The organism is Streptomyces pratensis, assembly GCF_016804005.1.
Lineage (GTDB): Bacteria > Actinomycetota > Actinomycetes > Streptomycetales > Streptomycetaceae > Streptomyces > Streptomyces pratensis_A.
In genome coordinates, this window is record NZ_CP051486.1 from 3,402,177 (window position 1) to 3,419,883 (window position 17,707).

The window sequence follows — 17,707 nt, forward strand, 5'->3', positions numbered from 1 at the left end:
ATACAGACGTGGTGAACTCCGATGTGCTGATCGTCGGATACGGTCCGGTGGGCCAACTGGCGGCGATCCTGCTGGCCCAGCACGGCCGCACGGTCACCGTGGTCGAGCGCTGGCCGCAGCCCTATCCGATGCCCCGCGCCGTCGCGTACGACGGCGAGGCGGCCCGCATCCTCGCCGCCGTGGGTGTCGCCGACCGCCTCGAGGACGTACGGGAACCCACCGGCGAGTACGTCTGGGAGAACGCCCGGGGACAGACCCTCATCCACATGGAGGTGCCGGGGAAGAGCCCGTCGGGCTGGCCCGAGTCGACCTCGATGTACCAGCCCGGCCTGGAGGCCGCCCTCGCGGCACGCGGAGCGGAACTGCCCGGCGTCACCGTGCACCGCGGCCGGACGGCGGTCGAGCTGACCAGCCACGAGGACCACGTGGAGGTGGTCACGGAGGACGCGGACGGCAACCGGCACACCTACGGCGCCCGCTGGGTCATCGGCTGCGACGGTGCCAACAGCTTCGTCGGCAGGCACATCGAGACGACCGTCACCGACTACGGGTTCACGCACGACTGGCTCATCTGCGACGTCGTGACGCATGACAAGCGCGACTACACGCCCAACAACCTTCAGATCTGCGACCCGGCCCGGCCCCGGACCGCCGTCTCCGCAGGTCCTGGGCACCGGCGCTGGGAGTTCATGCGGATGCCCGGCGAGACGATCGAGGAACTCGGGCAGGAGACGACGGTATGGCGACTGCTGGGGCTGTTCGACCTCACCCCGGAGAACGCCACCCTGGAGAGGCACGCCGTCTACACCACGCAGGGCACCTGCGCCGACCAGTGGCGCTCCGGGAGGCTGCTGGTCGCGGGCGACGCGGCACACGTCATGCCGCCCTTCGTCGGACAGGGCATGTGCTCGGGCTTCCGTGACGCCGCCAACCTCGCGTGGAAGCTGAACCTCGTCCTGGGCGGCCTCGCGGGCGAGGACCTGCTCGACACCTACACCCTCGAACGTAGCGCACACGTACGGCCCGCCATCGAGACGTCCATCGCGCTCGGCAACGTCATCTGCCAGACCGACCGCGCCGCGGCGGCCGGGCGCGACGCGTTCATGCTCGCCGCCCGGATGCGCGCCCGCGGCGGCCGGGACCAGGCAGCCCCGGACGGGCCCTCGCTGGCCGACTCCCTCAGTGACGGACTCCTGCGTACCGGCGCCGCCACGTCCGACGGATCCCCGCGGTCGGCCGGCCAGCTCGTCCCGCAGGCGGAGGTGGTGCGCGGCGGATCCCGGGGCCTCCTCGACGACATCGTCGGCACCGGCTTCACCCTGCTCTGCGCCGAAGACCCGCGCATGCTCCTCGACACCGCCGACCTGGCCTTCCTCGACACACTCGGCTGCCACCTCGTGCACGTACTGCCTGCGGAGACCCTGCCGGAGAAGGCGGGGGAACACGCGGTCATCGACGCCGAGGACCTCTATCTGCCCTACCTGGCCGGGCTGCCCGGCCAGGGGCCGGACGGGGCCGTCGGCATGCTCGTACGCCCGGACTTCTATCTCTTCGGCGTCGCGCACGGCCCCGACGACCTGGCCGCGCTCGTCGAAGACCTGCGCGCCCGTCTCGGCCGCACCGCTGCCTGAACGTCCACCCCACCTCACGAAAGGCATCACCTCCATGTTGGAAGCGGCCAAACAGTTCGGGAAGCTCATCCAGATGATCTCGACGGGCGACCCCGTCAAGCGGACCAGGCGCCTCTACCAGTTCATGCCACCCAGTTTCGAGTTCGTCGACCGCACCACCACGTACTGCAACTTCGGGTACTGGAACGACGGATGCGTCAGCCTCGACGAGGCCGCGGAGGAGCTCGCCACCCGGCTGGGTGACGCCGCAGGCATCGAGGCCGGTGACACGGTGCTCGACCTGGGGTTCGGCTACGGCGACCAGGACTTCTCCTGGATGCGCAACCGACAGCCCAAGAAGATCCACGGCCTGAACATCACCCCGCACCAGATAGAGGCGGCACAGGCACGGGCCAAGGCGGAAGGGCTCGAGGACCGGCTCGAATTCAAGCAGGGATCCGCCACGGACATCCCCTATCCGGACAACACCTTCGACAAGGTCGTCGCCCTCGAATCCGCATTCCACTTCTACCCGCGCAGCGCATTCTTCGAGGAAGCGTTCCGGGTCCTGCGGCCCGGCGGCGTACTCGCCGTCGCGGACGTCCTCCCGACACACGACACGGTTGTGCGTAAGGAACTCAAGTCCCGCGCACTCAGCTGGATACTCCTCAGTTACGACGAGGAGAACTGGTACACCTCCGGGGTCTACGCCGACAAGCTGGCCAAGGCAGGATTCGAGGAGAACCGAGTCGATTCGATCCGGGACCGGGTCTGGGAGCAGTACCGCACATTCATGGTCGAGAAGATCGCGAGCGACGAGTACAAGAAACTGGTCACTCCCACCCAGTACAAGGGAATCAGCCAGAACTGGAGTGACCAGGAGCTGCTGAAGAAGGAGCTGGACACCATCGACTACGTCATCGCGGTCGCCAAGAAGCCGACGATCTGAGCATTACCCGGATGCGGGACGCGCCGGGACAGTGACAACCGTGCAAGGGCAGGGGTGGAAGGGTGCGTTTGGTCGAGCGTGACGAGCACGTGAGGTCTCTGGACGGTCTGCTGGACAAATGCCGCGGAAGACGGGGACACGTCGTCGTGCTCGACGGCCCGGTCACCACGGGCAAGACCGAGCTCCTGCGCGTGTTCACCGAGCGCGCCTCCACGGACGTCCTCGTGCTCCGCGCGACCTGCTCGCGCGCGGAGCGCACCCTGCCCCTCGGAGTCCTGACCCAGCTGCTGCACAGCGCCAGCCTTCCCCTGGACATAGCCGACCGGGCCGCTCAGCTGCTGAAGGAGGGAGCGGCCTCGGACGCTCTGCCCCGGACCCACCAGGACACCGTCGAGCCGGAAGCCGTCCAGATATTCCAGGGCCTCGGCGCCGTGCTGCTCGACCTGGCCGGGGAATCACCTGTGCTGATCGCCGTCGACGACGTCCAGCACGCCGACGACTCGTCCCTGCACTGTCTGCTCCACATCGTGCGCAGGATCGGATCCGCGCGGATCATGGCGGTCCTGACCGAGGACGCGGAACTTGGAGCGCAGCACTCTCCGTTCCGCGCGGAACTACGACGCCAGTCGCAGTTCCACCGGCTGCGCCTCGCACCGCTCACCCGGGCGGGCGTCGCCGAGGTGCTCCGTGACCGCCCCTCCGGACGCTCCGTCGAACCGGAGCACAGGCTCCCCCCACGGAAGCCGGAGGGGCGGGACGCCCCTTGGGGCGTGGACGACTTCTTCCGGATCAGTGGCGGCAACCCCCTGCTCCTGCACGCCCTCATCGAGGACCACCACCTCGCCGGCGAGGCACGGCCGCAGGGTTACGGGCTGGCACTGCTCAACTGCCTCTACCGGGACAAGCCCGTCGTCACCCAGGTGGCGCGCGCCCTGGCCGTGCTCGACCAGGAAGGGGACGTCAAGGCGCTGGCCCAGCTGGCCGGAGCCGACACCGAGGCGGTCGGCCGCGCACTGCACGACATGGAAGCGGCCGGTCTCACGGACAACGGCGTGTTCCGCCATCCGGTTGCCCGCTCGACCATCCTCGACGGCCTGCACACACCGGACCGGGCTGCCCTGCACCGCCGCGCCGCACAGCTCATGCACGCACGGGGCGCGCCCGCCATGACCGTCGCCCACCACCTGGTGGAGTCCAAGCACACGCAGGGCCCGTGGGCGGTCCAGGTGCTGCTGGAGGCCGCCGATCAGGCGCTGCTCGGGGGCAGGACCGGGTTCGCGACGGAATGCCTCGCACTCGCCCACAGATCCTGCGGCAACGAGCAGGAACGGCCCGGCATCAGGGCGCGGCTGACCCAGGCCGAATGGGAACTCAACCCCTCCGCGGCCGCGCGCCACCTCACCCCGCTGGCCGCGGCGGCCGGCAGCGGTCAGCTGGCCCACAGCGACCTGCTGGTCCTGCTCCGGCACCTGCTCTGGCACGGCCGCACGGCCGAGGCGAAAACCGTACTCGAACGGATCCGCGGCGCCAGGCCCGAAGCCGGAGACACCTCGCAGGCCGCACCGACGCGGAACGCCGAACTGTGGCTGGCCGCCACCCATCCCCAGCTCGCCCGCAGACACCAGGGGCCAGGCCCCGCCGATGACGGATCCCCCAGCCTCGCCGACCCCCGCGGCGATCCGTGGCTGCGGTCGGCAGCCGAACTGGCGGCTCTGCTGACCGACGGGCCCGGCGAACCGGCCGCGGACCGTGCGGAGCGAGTCCTGGACGGCCTCGGCCTCGGCCTGGGCCGAAGCTCTCCCTGGACCGAGGAAGCCGTGCAACTGGCCCTGCTCGGCCTGATCTGCGCGGGACGCCTGCGCAGCGCGGCCGACCAGTGCGACAAGCTCCTGGCCGAGACGGACTCACGGGAGGCCCCCGTCCGGTCGGCGATGGCCTCCGCGACACGCGCGGAGATCGCCGTCCGACAGGGCGACCTGGCAGCAGGCGCCGAACACGCCCGGCAGGCACTCACCCATCTGCCGCCCCAGGCGTGGGGCGTCGCGATCGGCTTTCCGCTGGGCAGCCTCATCCTCGCCGTGACGAGGATGGGCGACTACGAGGAAGCCGCGAAGCACCTCACGTACTCCGCGACCGACAGCATGTTCCAGAGCCGCTACGGGCTGCACTACCTCCATGCCCGTGGCCACTACTACCTCGCCACCGACCACCCGCACGCCGCGCTCGCCGACTTCATCTCCTGCGGCGAACTCATGCGCAGCTGGGGTCTCGACGCAGCAGCCCTCGTGCCCTGGAGGACCGGCGCGGCCGAAGCCTGGCTACGACTCGGCAACCGCGACCAGGCCAAGCGGCTCCTCCACGACCAGCTGACCTCTGCGGGGGCGGACCGGCCGCGTATCCGGGGCTCCGCCCTGCGCCTGCTCGCCGCGACGGGCCCCACCGCCAGACGTCCGGACCTGCTCACCGAGGCGCTCGATCTGCTGGAGGACTGCGGCGACCGCTACGAGCAGGCGAGAGCCCTCGTCGACCTCAACCGCAGCTACTACCAACTCGAGGAGTACCGGCGGGCGCGCATGGTCTTCCGAAGGGCCTGGCACGTGGCCAACCTGTGCGACGCCGGCCCCCTGACGAAGGAACTCCTCGCGTCCACAGGTGACTTCAACAACCCGGAGACGTCCTCCGGCAGCACCGACGGGATCCCCTCACTCACCGGATCGGAACGGCGCGTCGCCTCGCTGGCCGTCATGGGCTGCACCAACCGTGAGATCGCGGGCAAGCTCCACATCACCGCGAGCACGGTCGAGCAGCACCTCACCCGCGTGTACCGGAAGCTCAACGTGAAACGCCGCAAGGACCTCCCTGTGGATCTCCGCAGCGATGTGGTCAAGACTGAACGAGCCCAACTCGACTGCGGGTGACTTCCATTCCCGCGAACGCCCCCCGAACCCCCTACAGAGGTAGCAACGTGTCCCAGACAGCGGCGAACTCCCTGACCGTGCCCGCCCCCGGCACCTACACCATCGACCCCGAGCGCAGCACCATCACCTTCCGCACCCGACACGTCTTCGGCCTCGCTGGTGTCGACGGCTCCTTCTCCGTCCTCAGCGGCCGGATCCGGATCGCGGCCGAAGCCGCGGAATCCGACGCCACGGCCGTCGTCGACGCCGCCAGCTTCACCACCGGCAACGACACGCGGGACAAGGTCGTACGTTCCGACAAGTACCTGGCTACTGCCGCGCACCCTCACATCTCGTTCACCTCCGACGTGGTACGGGAGTCCCAGGGTTCCTACACCCTCCACGGCGAGCTGACCGTCCGAGCCACCACCCGGCCGGTGGAACTCCTCATCGAGCAGTCCAGCAGCGGCGCGGAAGAGATCAGCTTCCGGGCCACCACGAAGATCGACCGGTACGCCTTCGGCATCACCGCCGACAAGGGCATGACCGCCCGCCACCTGACTCTCACCCTCGACGTCGTCGCCTCGCCGGCGTGACGTTCCTGGGGATCGACGTCGGTGGCACGAAGGTCGCCCTGCAGACCGACGGCGGTACACAGTCCCGCAGCGCCGTGTTCCCGTGGCCGCGGACGAGCAGCGTCGCGGACGACCTGGAAGCTCTCACCAGGAACGTCCGCGCGCTGCTCGACGGCACCGAGCAGCCCGTCGAGGCGGTCGGCGTCGCCATGCCGGCGACCGTGGGCGCGGACGGTCTGGTGACCACCTGGCCGGGCCGCCCCAGCTGGACCGGACTGGACCTCCGTGCCGCTCTACGCTCCCTCTTTCCCCGAAGCGCGGTGCACTGGGCGGACGACGGAGACCTGGCAGCCCTCGCAGAGGCCGACGAAGCGGACTGCCCGGACGTCGCCTACCTCGGAGTCGGCACCGGCGTCGGCGGCGGCATCGTCCTCGACGGGCGCCTCTGCCCCGGGACCGCCCGCGGCTCGTGCGAGGTCGGTCACGTGGTCGTCGACCCCAAGGGCCCCCGGTGCGACTGCGGTCGACGCGGCTGCGTGCAGGCCGTCGCCTCCGGCCCGGCCACCCTGCGCAGGGCCGGCCACCTACGAGGCCGGCCCGTCGCCTTCGCCGAGCTCAGGGACGGCCTTCACGACGAACACGACTGGGCCGTCACAGCGATCGGAGAGAGCTGCGACGCGCTCGCGGTGGCGATCGTCAACCTCAACGAGCTCGTCCGTCCCGCACTGGTCCTGATCGGTGGCGGATTCGCCGACGGACTGCCCGGCTTCGCCGGCACGGTGGCCGAAAGAGCGCACGCGCTATCCAGGCCGGGCCACCCGGTCGCCCAGGTACGCGCCGCCTCACTCGGCGGCCTGTCGTCCCTGCGTGGCGCCGTCCTCCTCGCCCGGGGCACACACCCCGGGTAGGGGGCTTCGCGGTAGGGGGCTGAGCCAACCCCCTAGGGGTTGTCCGGTTCTACGGACCCCCCGTAGATTCCCCGAGTAAGGGGAACAATTCGAATGCTGCCGAGTGTTTCGGAGCGGCGGAACCGCGAAACAACCGTAAGGAAATCGCGCTGACGCTGGGCCGGTTTTCCGTGTTGACGGACCTTTGACGGTGGGTCGAAATTCACCTGCTGGCCGCCGCGACGGGTTGGGTTGAGTGGACAACGAAGAGAAGCTCCGTGAGTACCTCAAGCGGACGACCGCAGATCTGCGCCGTACGCGACAGCGCCTCCGAGATGTAGAGGCCCAGGATCAGCAGCCCATCGCGATTGTGGGAATGAGCTGTCGGTATCCGGGTGGAGTGACGAGTCCCGAGGACCTCTGGCAACTCGTGGCCGCCGGCACCGACGGCATCTCCGCATTTCCGGACGACCGTGGATGGGATCTCGGCAACCTTTATGACGCCGGCTCCGGCCAGGACGGCAGATCCGCCACGGAAGAAGGCGGATTCCTCCACGACGCGGGCGAATTCGACGCCGGATTCTTCGGGATCTCGCCCCGTGAGGCGCTGGCGATGGACCCGCAGCAACGGCTGCTCCTCGAGACCTCGTGGGAGGCGCTCGAGCGGGCCGGCATCGACCCGGGCACCTTGCGGGGCAGCCGCACGGGCGTGTTCGCCGGACTGATGTACCACGACTACGCCGCCCGTCTCGCGGCGGTTCCCGAGGGCGTGGAAGCGTTCCTGGGGGTCGGGAACTCAGGCAGCGTGGTCTCGGGGCGAGTGGCGTACACCTTCGGCCTCGAAGGCCCCGCCGTCACCGTGGACACGGCGTGTTCGTCGTCGCTGGTCGCCCTGCACCTGGCGGTGCAGTCGCTGCGCAAGGGCGAGTGCACCATGGCGCTGGCCGGTGGCGTGACGGTGATGGCGACACCCGGCACCTTCGTGGACTTCAGCCGCCAGCGCGGCCTCGCGGGCGACGGGCGATGTAAATCCTTCTCGTCGGCCGCCGACGGCACGGGCTGGTCGGAGGGTGTCGGCGTCCTGGTGGTGGAGCGGCTGTCGGATGCTCGGCGTAACGGCCATGAGGTCCTGGCGGTGGTACGCGGGTCTGCGATCAACCAGGACGGTGCGTCGAACGGTCTGACCGCGCCGAACGGACCCGCGCAGCAGCGGGTCATCCGGCAGGCCCTGACCAGCGCGGGCCTGAACGCCTCACAGGTCGACGCCGTCGAGGCGCACGGCACGGGCACGACACTGGGTGACCCCATCGAGGCACAGGCCCTCCTGGAGACCTACGGCCAGGAGCGTCCGGAGGACCGGTCGTTGTGGCTCGGGTCGATCAAGTCGAACCTCGGCCACACCCAGGCAGCTGCCGGTGTGGCCGGGGTCATCAAGATGGTGATGGCGATGCGGCACGGTGTGCTGCCGCAGACGTTGCACGTGGACCAGCCGACGCCTCAGGTGGACTGGTCAGCCGGAAACGTACGGTTGCTGACGGAGCCGGTGGCGTGGCCGGAGACGGGTGAGCGTCGGCGGGCGGGTGTGTCGTCGTTCGGTGTGAGTGGCACGAACGCGCATGTGATTCTCGAGCAGGCGCCGCACGCGGAGGAGGTTGCTGCCTCGGCCCCCGCCCCTGTGCCGGTCGTGCCGTGGGTGGTGTCGGCGAAGTCCGAGGCCGGGCTCTCGGCGCAGGTGGAGCGGTTGTCGGCGTTCGCCGGGGATCGGGATCCGGTCGATGTCGGGTTCTCGTTGGTGACGACGCGTGCGGCCATGAACCACCGCGCGGTGGTCGTCGGTGACCGGACGGTCCGGGGAGTAGCGGCTCCTGGTCGGACCGGTGTGTTGTTCTCGGGTCAGGGTGCGCAGCGGTCGGGTATGGGCCGTGAGCTGTATGGGGCGTATCCGGTGTTCGCGGATGCTTTTGATGCGGTGTGTGCGGAGCTGGACCGGCATCTGGACCGTCCGGTTCGGGATGTGGTGTTCGGTGGTGGTGAGCTGCTGGATCAGACGCAGTTCACGCAGGCGGGGCTGTTCGCTCTCGAAGTGGCGTTGTTCCGGTTGGTGTCGGCGTGGGGTGTGAAGCCGGACTATCTGCTGGGTCATTCGATCGGTGAGTTGTCGGCCGCGCACGTCGCTGGGGTGTTGTCGCTGGAGGATGCGGCGAAGCTGGTGGCGGCGCGTGGTCGTTTGATGCAGGCGTTGCCGGCGGGTGGGGCGATGGTCTCGCTCCAGGCCACCGAGGCGGAAGTCCTGCCGCTGCTGACCGAGCACGTGTCCATCGCCGCGCTCAACGGGCCGTCTGCGACGGTGGTTTCCGGTGACGAGGATGCCGTCCTGGCGATCGCTGCTCATTTCGATGCGGAGGGTCGTAAGACCAAGCGGCTTCGGGTCAGCCACGCGTTCCATTCACCGCGTATGGACGCGATGCTGGACGACTTCCGCACAGTCGCGGAGTCCCTGACCTTCCACCGGCCTGGGATCGGGATCGTCTCGAACGTCACCGGTCAGGTCGTATCGGGCGACGAGGTCTGTTCGGCGGACTACTGGGTGCGTCATGTCCGTGAGGCGGTTCGCTTCGTCGATGGGATGCGTGCGCTCCAGGGCCGGGGCGTGACCAGGCTCCTGGAGTTGGGTCCGGACGGTGTGCTGTCCGCGATGGGCCAGGACTGCGTCGAGGAGTCTGTGTTCGTCCCGGTTCTCCGCAAGGAGCGTGACGAGGCCCTGACGCTGGTGACCGCGCTTGCCGAGTTCCACGTACGCGGAGGGTCCGTCGACTGGGCGGCGTATTTCGCCGGCTCCGGGGCCCGTCGTGTCGACCTGCCGACGTATGCCTTCCAGCGTGAGCATTTTTGGCTGGCGTCTCTTCCGGCGGGTGCGGTTGACGGTTCGGGTCTGGGTGCGCGTGCGGTTGATCATCCTCTGCTGAGTGCGGAGGTGTCCCTTGCTGAGGGGGACGGGCTGGTGTTGACGGGGCGGTTGTCGCTTCAGTCGCACGGGTGGCTTGCGGATCATGTGGTTCTGGGTTCTGTGCTGTTGCCGGGTACGGCGTTCGTGGAGTTGGTGTTGTATGCGGGGGAGCGGGTTGGGTGTGGGTATCTGGAGGAGTTGACGCTGCAGGCGCCTTTGGTGATGCCTGAGCGTGGTGGTGTGTCGTTGCAGTTGTCGGTGGGTGGGCCTTCGGCGGATGGTCGTCGGGTGGTCGGGGTGCATTCACGGCCGGCTGAGGACGCCGATGGTGAGTGGACGAGGCATGCGGTAGGCACGTTGGCCGTGGGTGCGGGCGTGGGTGAGTCGCTGGAGGAGTGGCCGCCGCGGGGTGCTGTCGGGCTGGACGTGGCGGGTCTGTACGGTCAGTTGCTCGATCTGGGTCTTGGGTACGGGCCGGTGTTCCGGGGGCTTCGTGCTGCGTGGCGGCGTGGGGATGACCTGTTTGCGGAGGTCGCCCTTCCTGATGGGGCGGATGCCGAGGGCTTTGGGCTTCATCCGGCTCTGCTCGATGCTGCCTTGCATGGGATGGGGCTGGCGGGCGGTCAGGATGGCGATGCGCGTCTGCCGTTCGCGTGGTCGGGGGTCTCGCTTCATGCTGTGGGTGCGTCGGTTCTGAGGGTGCGGATCACGCCGGAGGGTTCCGGTGTGTCGTTGGTGCTGGCTGATGCGGCCGGTGGTCCGGTGGCGTCGGTGGACTCGCTGGTACTGAGGCCTGTTTCGGCTGACCAGGTGCAGTCGTCGGGCGGGTTGCGCGATGCGTTGTTCCAGGTCGGCTGGGTCGAGCACGCGCTTGGCGCGGCGGATCCTGCTCTTGGCGTGCGGCTGGTCACCGGTCTGGACGTGTTGGATGCGGTGCCGGGTGTGGTGGCGGTGTCGTTCGCGGAGTCGGAGTCGGAGTCGGAGTCGGAGTCGGAGTCGGGTTCTGGGTCCGGGGATGTGGTGTCCCGTGCGCACGAGGTGGCGGGGCGGGCGCTGGGGTTGGTGCAGGCGTGGCTGGCGGATGAGCGGTTCGCCGATGCCCGGTTGGTCGTGGTGACTTCCGGTGCGGTTGCTTGCGAGACGGGAGCGGTGCCGGATCCTGTCCAGGCTGCTGTGTGGGGTTTGGTGCGGTCGGCGCAGTCGGAGAATCCTGGCCGGTTCGTTCTGGCGGATGTCGACGAGGTCCGGGAGCCGGTCCTGTCGGCTGTGGTGGCTTCGGGTGAGCCGCAGGTCGCGGTGCGTGGAGGTGCGGCGTTCGTACCGAGGCTGGTGCGGGTGTCGGCCGGTACGGGTGGCGGTGCTCCTGAGGTCGGTGCGGGCACGGTGCTGGTGACGGGTGCCAGTGGTGCGCTGGGTGGTGTGGTGGCGCGTCATCTGGTGGTGGAGCGTGGTGTCCGGGATCTGTTGCTGGTGAGTCGTCGGGGTGCGGATGCTCCGGGGGCGGCCGACTTGGTTGCGGAGTTGGAGGGGTTGGGGGCGCGGGCTCGTTTCGTCGCGTGTGATGTCGCGGACCGTGCGGCGCTGGCTGGGGTTCTGGCGGGTATTGCCCCGGAGTGTGCGTTGTCGGGTGTGGTGCACACCGCGGGTGTGCTGGATGACGGTGTGGTGTCGTCGTTGACGCAGGAGCGGTTGGCTGCGGTGTTGCGGCCGAAGGTCGATGCGGCGTGGCATCTGCATGAGCTGACGCGTGGCATGGATCTGTCGATGTTCACGCTGTTCTCCTCGGCTGCGGCGACGTTGGGGTCGTCGGGTCAGGCGAACTATGCGGCGGCGAACGCGTTCCTGGATGCCTTGGCCGAGGTCCGGCAGTCCGAGGGCTTGGCGGGTCTGTCGCTGGGCTGGGGCCCCTGGGCCGAGGGCGGGATGCTCGGGCGTCTCGACGCCGCCGACCTCCAGCGCATGGCCCGGGACGGCGTCATGCCACTGAGCGCGCCCGAGGGCCTGTCCTTGTTCGATGCCGCACCAGGTGCCGGCGTGGGCGTCCTCGTGCCCATCAAACTGGACCGTGCCGCCCTGCGTCGCCTCGCTTCCACGGCGGACGTACCTCCGCTGCTTCGGGATCTTGTGCAGCTACACAGGACGCGAGCTGCCGGATCAGGGGTAGCCCGAGGTGCCGCGCTCGCCGACCGCGTGGCCGGTCTTTCGTCCGCAGATCGGGAGCGGCTCGTGGACGGGCTGGTGAAGGCCCAGGTAGCGACTGTCCTCGGGTACGCGTCCAGCCGTGACATCGAAGCGACGCAGGCGTTCAAGGAGCTGGGCTTCGACTCTCTCACCGCCGTCGAACTACGCAACAGGCTCGCGGCTGCGACGGGGCTGCACCTTCCGGCCACCCTGGTCTTCGACTATCCGACCCCTGCGGACCTGGCCGCGTACGTTCTCTCTCAGGCGCTCGGGGACGAGACCGGCTCCACTCACGACACGGCCGTGGACGTCGTGGCGGCGGACGACCCGATCGCGATCGTCGGTATGAGCTGCCGCTATCCGGGTGCGGTGTCCGATCCGGACGGCCTGTGGCGACTGGTGGCGGACGGCGGCGACGGCATCGACAGCTTCCCCACCGACCGAGGCTGGGACATCTCCAAGCTCTTCGACGCCGATCCTGACCGGACGGGCACGACGTACACGCAGAGGGGCGGATTCCTCTACGGAGCAGCTGAGTTCGACCCCGAGTTCTTCGGGATCTCGCCGCGTGAGGCTTTGGCGATGGACCCGCAGCAACGGCTCCTCCTCGAAGCCTCGTGGGAGGCTGTCGAGCGGGCGGGCATCGACCCCGCTTCGCTGCGTGGAAGCCGTACGGGTGTGTTCGCCGGTGTGATGTACCACGACTACGCCTCCCGTCTGAAGGGCGTGCCGGACGACACCGAGGGATACCTCGGCATCGGTAACTCGGGCAGTGTGGCGTCGGGTCGGGTGTCGTACACGTTGGGTCTTGAGGGTCCGGCGGTGACGGTGGATACGGCGTGTTCGTCGTCGTTGGTGGCGTTGCACTGGGCGATTCAGGCGTTGCGGTCGGGTGAGTGTTCGATGGCGCTGGCCGGCGGTGTGACGGTGATGGCGACGCCTGGGACGTTCGTGGAGTTCTCCCGGCAGCGTGGTCTGGCGGCGGATGGCCGGTGCAAGGCGTTCGCTGATGCGGCGGACGGTACGGGGTGGTCCGAGGGTGTGGGGATGCTCCTGGTGGAGCGTCTGTCGGATGCGCGGCGTAACGGCCACGAGGTGCTGGCTGTGGTGCGGGGCAGTGCGGTGAATCAGGACGGTGCGTCGAACGGCCTGACGGCGCCGAACGGTCCTTCGCAGCAGCGGGTGATCCGTCAGGCGTTGGCGAACGCGGGTCTGTCGGCTTCGCAGGTGGATGCGGTGGAGGCGCACGGTACGGGTACGAAGCTGGGTGACCCGATCGAGGCGCAGGCGTTGCTGGCGACGTACGGGCAGGAGCGGGCGGAGGAGCGTCCGTTGTGGCTCGGGTCGATCAAGTCGAACATCGGGCACACCCAGGCTGCCGCGGGTGTGGCCGGGATCATCAAGATGGTGCAGGCCATGCGGCACGGTGTGCTGCCGCAGACGCTGCACGTGGACGAACCGTCGTCCCAGGTGGACTGGTCGGCTGGAAACGTACGGTTGCTGACGGAGTCGGTGGCGTGGCCGGAGACGGGTGAGCTGCGTCGGGCGGCTGTCTCGTCGTTCGGTATCAGCGGCACCAACGCACACGTGATCGTCGAAGAGGCTCGTGAAGTGGGGAAGCCGGATTCCCCCGCGGTGTGCTCGGTGCCTGTGGTGCCGTGGGTGGTGTCGGCGAAGTCGGCCGATGCGCTCGATGCGCAGGTGGAGCGGGTCTCGGCGTTCGCCGGGGATCGGGATCCGGTGGATGTCGGGTTCTCGTTGGTGACGACGCGTGCGCTGATGAATCACCGTGCGGTGGTCGTCGGTGACCGGGTGGTTCGCGGGGCTGCCGTGTCCGGTGGTCTGGCGGTGTTGTTCTCGGGTCAGGGTGCGCAGCGGTCGGGTATGGGCCGTGAGCTGTACGAGGCGTATCCGGTGTTCGCGGATGCTTTCGACGCGGTGTGTGCGGCGCTGGACCTGTATATGGATAAGCCCGTTCGGGATGTGGTGTTCGGTGGTGGTGAGCTGCTGGATCAGACGCAGTTCACGCAGGCGGGGCTGTTCGCTCTCGAAGTGGCTTTGTTCCGACTCGTTTCGGCGTGGGGTGTGAAGCCGGCTTACCTTCTGGGTCATTCGATCGGTGAGTTGTCGGCCGCACACGTCGCCGGGGTGTTGTCGCTGGAGGACGCGGCGAAGCTGGTGGCGGCGCGTGGCCGTTTGATGCAGGAGCTGCCAGTTGGTGGGGCGATGGTCTCGCTCCAGGCCGCCGAGGACGAGGTCCTGCCGCTGTTGACGGACGGGGTGTCCATCGCAGCGCTCAACGGGCCCTCTGCGACGGTGGTTTCCGGTGATGAGGACGCGGTCCTGGCGATTGCCGCGCATTTCGAGGCGGAGGGTCGTAAGACCAAGCGGCTGCGGGTCAGCCATGCGTTCCACTCGCCTCGCATGGACGCCATGCTGGCGGAATTCCGAAAAATCGCGGAGAGCCTTACGTTTGGGTCGCCGCAATTGACTGTCGTCTCAAACGTTTCTGGTCGCGTTGTGTCGGACGAGGAGATCTGTTCGGCGGACTACTGGGTGCGCCATGTCCGTGAGGCGGTCCGCTTCGTGGACGGAGTGCGCGCGCTCCAGGACCAGGGCGTGGCCACGTTCCTGGAGCTGGGTCCGGACGGTGTGCTGTCCGCGATGGGCCAGGACTGCATCGAGGAGTCGGCGGAGTCGGCGTTCGTCCCGGTTCTCCGCAAGGACCGTGACGAGGCGCAGACACTGGTGACCGCGCTCGCCGGACTCCATGTACGCGGAGGGGCCGTCGACTGGGCGGCGTACTTCGCCGGCACCGGCGCCCGCCGCATCGATCTCCCCACGTATGCCTTCCGGCGTGCGCACTACTGGCTCGCCGACGCCGTCGCGCAGCCCACCGATGCGAGTGGCCTCGGACAGAGCTCCGTCGGTCACCCACTCCTCGGAGCGGCGGTTCCGCTTGCCGGAGGAGGGAGCACGGTTTTCACCGGCTTGCTGTCACCCGGCCGGTATCCGTGGCTTGCCGACCATACGGTCATGAGCTCGGTCCTTCTGCCCGCCACCGCGTTCGTCGACCTCGCGCTGCATGCTGCCTCGTACGTTGAGTGCGACCTGATCGAGGAGTTGACGCTCGAGGCGCCACTGGTGCTGTCCGAGCAGGTCGACACCCAGTTGCAGCTGGTCGTCGGGTCCGCAGACAGTGCCGGGCGTCGTGAGGTCGCCGTGCATGCCCGCCCTGCGGTGAGCTCGGACGTGGGCGCGGAGTGGACGAGGCATGCGGTAGGCACGTTGGCCGTGGGTGCGGGCGTGGGTGAGTCGCTGGAGGAGTGGCCGCCGCGGGGTGCTGTCGGGCTGGACGTGGCGGGTCTGTACGGTCAGTTGCTCGATCTGGGTCTTGGGTACGGGCCGGTGTTCCGGGGGCTTCGTGCTGCGTGGCGGCGTGGGGATGACCTGTTTGCGGAGGTCGCCCTCCCTGATGGGGCGGATGCCGAGGGCTTTGGGCTTCATCCGGCTCTGCTCGATGCTGCCTTGCATGGGATGGGGCTGGCGGGCGGTCAGGATGGCGATGCGCGTCTGCCGTTCGCGTGGTCGGGGGTCTCGCTTCATGCTGTGGGTGCGTCGGTTCTGAGGGTGCGGATCACGCCGGAGGGTTCCGGTGTGTCGTTGGTGCTGGCTGATGCGGCCGGTGGTCCGGTGGCGTCGGTGGACTCGCTGGTACTGAGGCCTGTTTCGGCTGACCAGGTCCGGGCGGCCGGCGCGGCCTCGGATTCCTTGTTCCGTATGGAGTGGTCGGAGCTGCGGCTGGCAGTGGGCGGATCTGAGCGTTCGTTGAAGGTGGGGTCCGTCGAGGACTGGAGAGTTTCGGTGGACCCCGGTGAGCCGACGCCGGGTGTGGTGGCGGTGTCGTTCGCGGGTTCGGGTTCGGGGGCCGGGGATGTGGTGTCCCGTGCGCACGAGGTGGCGGGGCGGGCGCTGGGGTTGGTGCAGGCGTGGCTGGCGGATGAGCGGTTCGCCGATGCGCGGTTGGTCGTGGTGACTTCGGGTGCGGTTGCTTGCGAGACGGGAGCGGTGCCGGATCCTGTCCAGGCTGCTGTGTGGGGTTTGGTGCGGTCGGCGCAGTCGGAGAATCCTGGCCGGTTCGTTCTGGCGGATGTCGACGAGGTCCGGGAGCCGGTCCTGTCGGCTGTGGTGGCTTCGGGTGAGCCGCAGGTCGCGGTGCGTGGAGGTGCGGCGTTCGTACCGAGGCTGGTGCGGGTGTCGGCCGGTACGGGTGGCGGTGCTCCGGTGGTCGGTGCGGGCACGGTGCTGGTGACGGGTGCCAGTGGTGCGCTGGGTGGTCTGGTGGCGCGTCATCTGGTGGTGGAGCGTGGTGTCCGGGATCTGTTGCTGGTGAGTCGTCGGGGTGCGGATGCTCCGGGGGCGGCCGACTTGGTTGCGGAGCTGGAGGAGTTGGGAGCGCGGGCTCGTTTCGTCGCGTGTGACGTCGCGGACCGTGCCGCGCTGGCTGGGGTTCTGGCCGGTATTGCCCCGGAGTGTGCGTTGTCGGGTGTGGTGCACACGGCCGGTGTGCTGGATGACGGTGTGGTGTCCTCGCTGACGCCGGAGCGGTTGGCTGCGGTGTTGCGGCCGAAGGTCGATGCGGCGTGGCATCTGCATGAGCTGACGCGTGGCATGGATCTGTCGATGTTCACTCTGTTCTCCTCCGCTGCCGGTGTGTTCGGTGGTGCAGGTCAGGCGAACTATGCGGCGGCGAACGCGTTCCTGGATGCTTTGGCGGAGGTCCGGCGGGCGGAGGGGCTGGCGGGGCAGTCGCTGGCGTGGGGGCTGTGGGCCCAGGCGAGTGCGATGACGGGGCAGCTCGGTGAGGATGATCTGCGGCGGATGGCCCGGGGTGGTCTTCTGCCGTTGTCCACGGAGCAGGGGCTCAGCCTGTTCGACGCGGCCGGAGCCTTGATCGACGAGCCGGTACTCGTCCCCGTCCCCCTCGACTTCGCCGTGCTGCGTGAGAACGCCCTGACGGACGACGTGCCCGCGGTGCTTCGGTCGCTCGTACGAAAGCCGATCAGGCGCCTCGGCGAGGAGGGCCGCGACGCCGAGTCCGGCGGCACCCCTCACTATGCCGACCGGATGCGTGCGGTACCCGCCGCAGAGCGTGAGCGGCTGGCACTTCAGCTGGTCTGCGACCAGGTGGCTGAGGTGCTCGGCCACGCCTCGGGGGCGTCCATCAGGCCGCACGAGGCCTTCACCGAGCTGGGCTTCGACTCGCTCACTGCCGTGGACCTCCGCAACCGGCTGAACAGGGCGACAGGGTTGAGGCTGCCCGCGACTCTGGTCTTCGATCACCCCACCCCCGGCGAGTTGTCGGAGCACATCCTGACCGAGATCGCCCCCGGCGATGCGGCGATGGACTCGGTGCTCGAAACCCTCGATCGGCTGGAGACGGTGTTCGACGCGCTCACGCCGGAAGGCGAGGACTCCGTCGCCACCATCACTGCCCGGCTGAACGCACTCATGGCCAGGTGGAACGAGGAGCGCGTGCCGGCGGGTGCCCAGGACGGCCTGGGTGACGAGGCCGGTGACGGCTTCAACCTCAGTAAGACACTCGGTACAGCCTCAGACGACGAGCTGTTCGACTTCATCGACAACAAGTTCGGCAGGTGA

At 68.9% G+C, this 17,707-nt stretch carries 6 protein-coding genes; all 6 read left to right on the forward strand.

The window, feature by feature from the left end; genetic code table 11:
• Nucleotides 1–8: 8 nt before the first annotated feature.
• The 6 genes from HED23_RS14515 to HED23_RS14540 all read left to right on the forward strand — a co-directional run bounded on the left by HED23_RS14515 (nt 9) and on the right by HED23_RS14540 (nt 17,707).
• Nucleotides 9–1,631 (forward strand): bifunctional 3-(3-hydroxy-phenyl)propionate/3-hydroxycinnamic acid hydroxylase, encoded by a 1,623-nt coding sequence (locus tag HED23_RS14515; RefSeq protein ID WP_238441947.1) that lies wholly within the window; start codon nt 9–11, stop codon nt 1,629–1,631.
• 34 nt (nt 1,632–1,665) lie between these two features.
• Nucleotides 1,666–2,559: an SAM-dependent methyltransferase gene (locus HED23_RS14520; RefSeq protein WP_203183843.1), complete on the forward strand. Its 894-nt coding sequence runs from the start codon at nt 1,666–1,668 to the stop codon at nt 2,557–2,559.
• Between the two features lie 62 nt (nt 2,560–2,621).
• Nucleotides 2,622–5,477, forward strand: coding sequence for a helix-turn-helix transcriptional regulator (locus HED23_RS14525; RefSeq protein WP_203183844.1), 2,856 nt, complete (start codon nt 2,622–2,624; stop codon nt 5,475–5,477).
• 47 nt (nt 5,478–5,524) lie between these two features.
• Nucleotides 5,525–6,052 carry a YceI family protein gene (locus HED23_RS14530; RefSeq protein WP_203183845.1) on the forward strand — a complete coding sequence of 176 codons (528 nt, stop codon included), beginning with the start codon at nt 5,525–5,527 and terminating at the stop codon, nt 6,050–6,052.
• Complete coding sequence (locus HED23_RS14535) at nt 6,049–6,939, forward strand: ROK family protein (protein ID WP_203183846.1); 891 nt, start codon at nt 6,049–6,051, stop codon at nt 6,937–6,939. The genes HED23_RS14530 and HED23_RS14535 overlap by 4 nt, the downstream gene beginning before the upstream one ends.
• 235 nt (nt 6,940–7,174) lie before the next feature.
• Nucleotides 7,175–17,707, forward strand: coding sequence for a type I polyketide synthase (locus HED23_RS14540; RefSeq protein WP_203183847.1), 10,533 nt, complete (start codon nt 7,175–7,177; stop codon nt 17,705–17,707).

Excerpts from the sequence above, each read along its gene's own strand:
- HED23_RS14520 (WP_203183843.1), top strand. The coding sequence starts at position 1,666 with ATGTTGGAAGCGGCCAAACAGTTCGGGAAGCTCATCCAGATGATCTCG.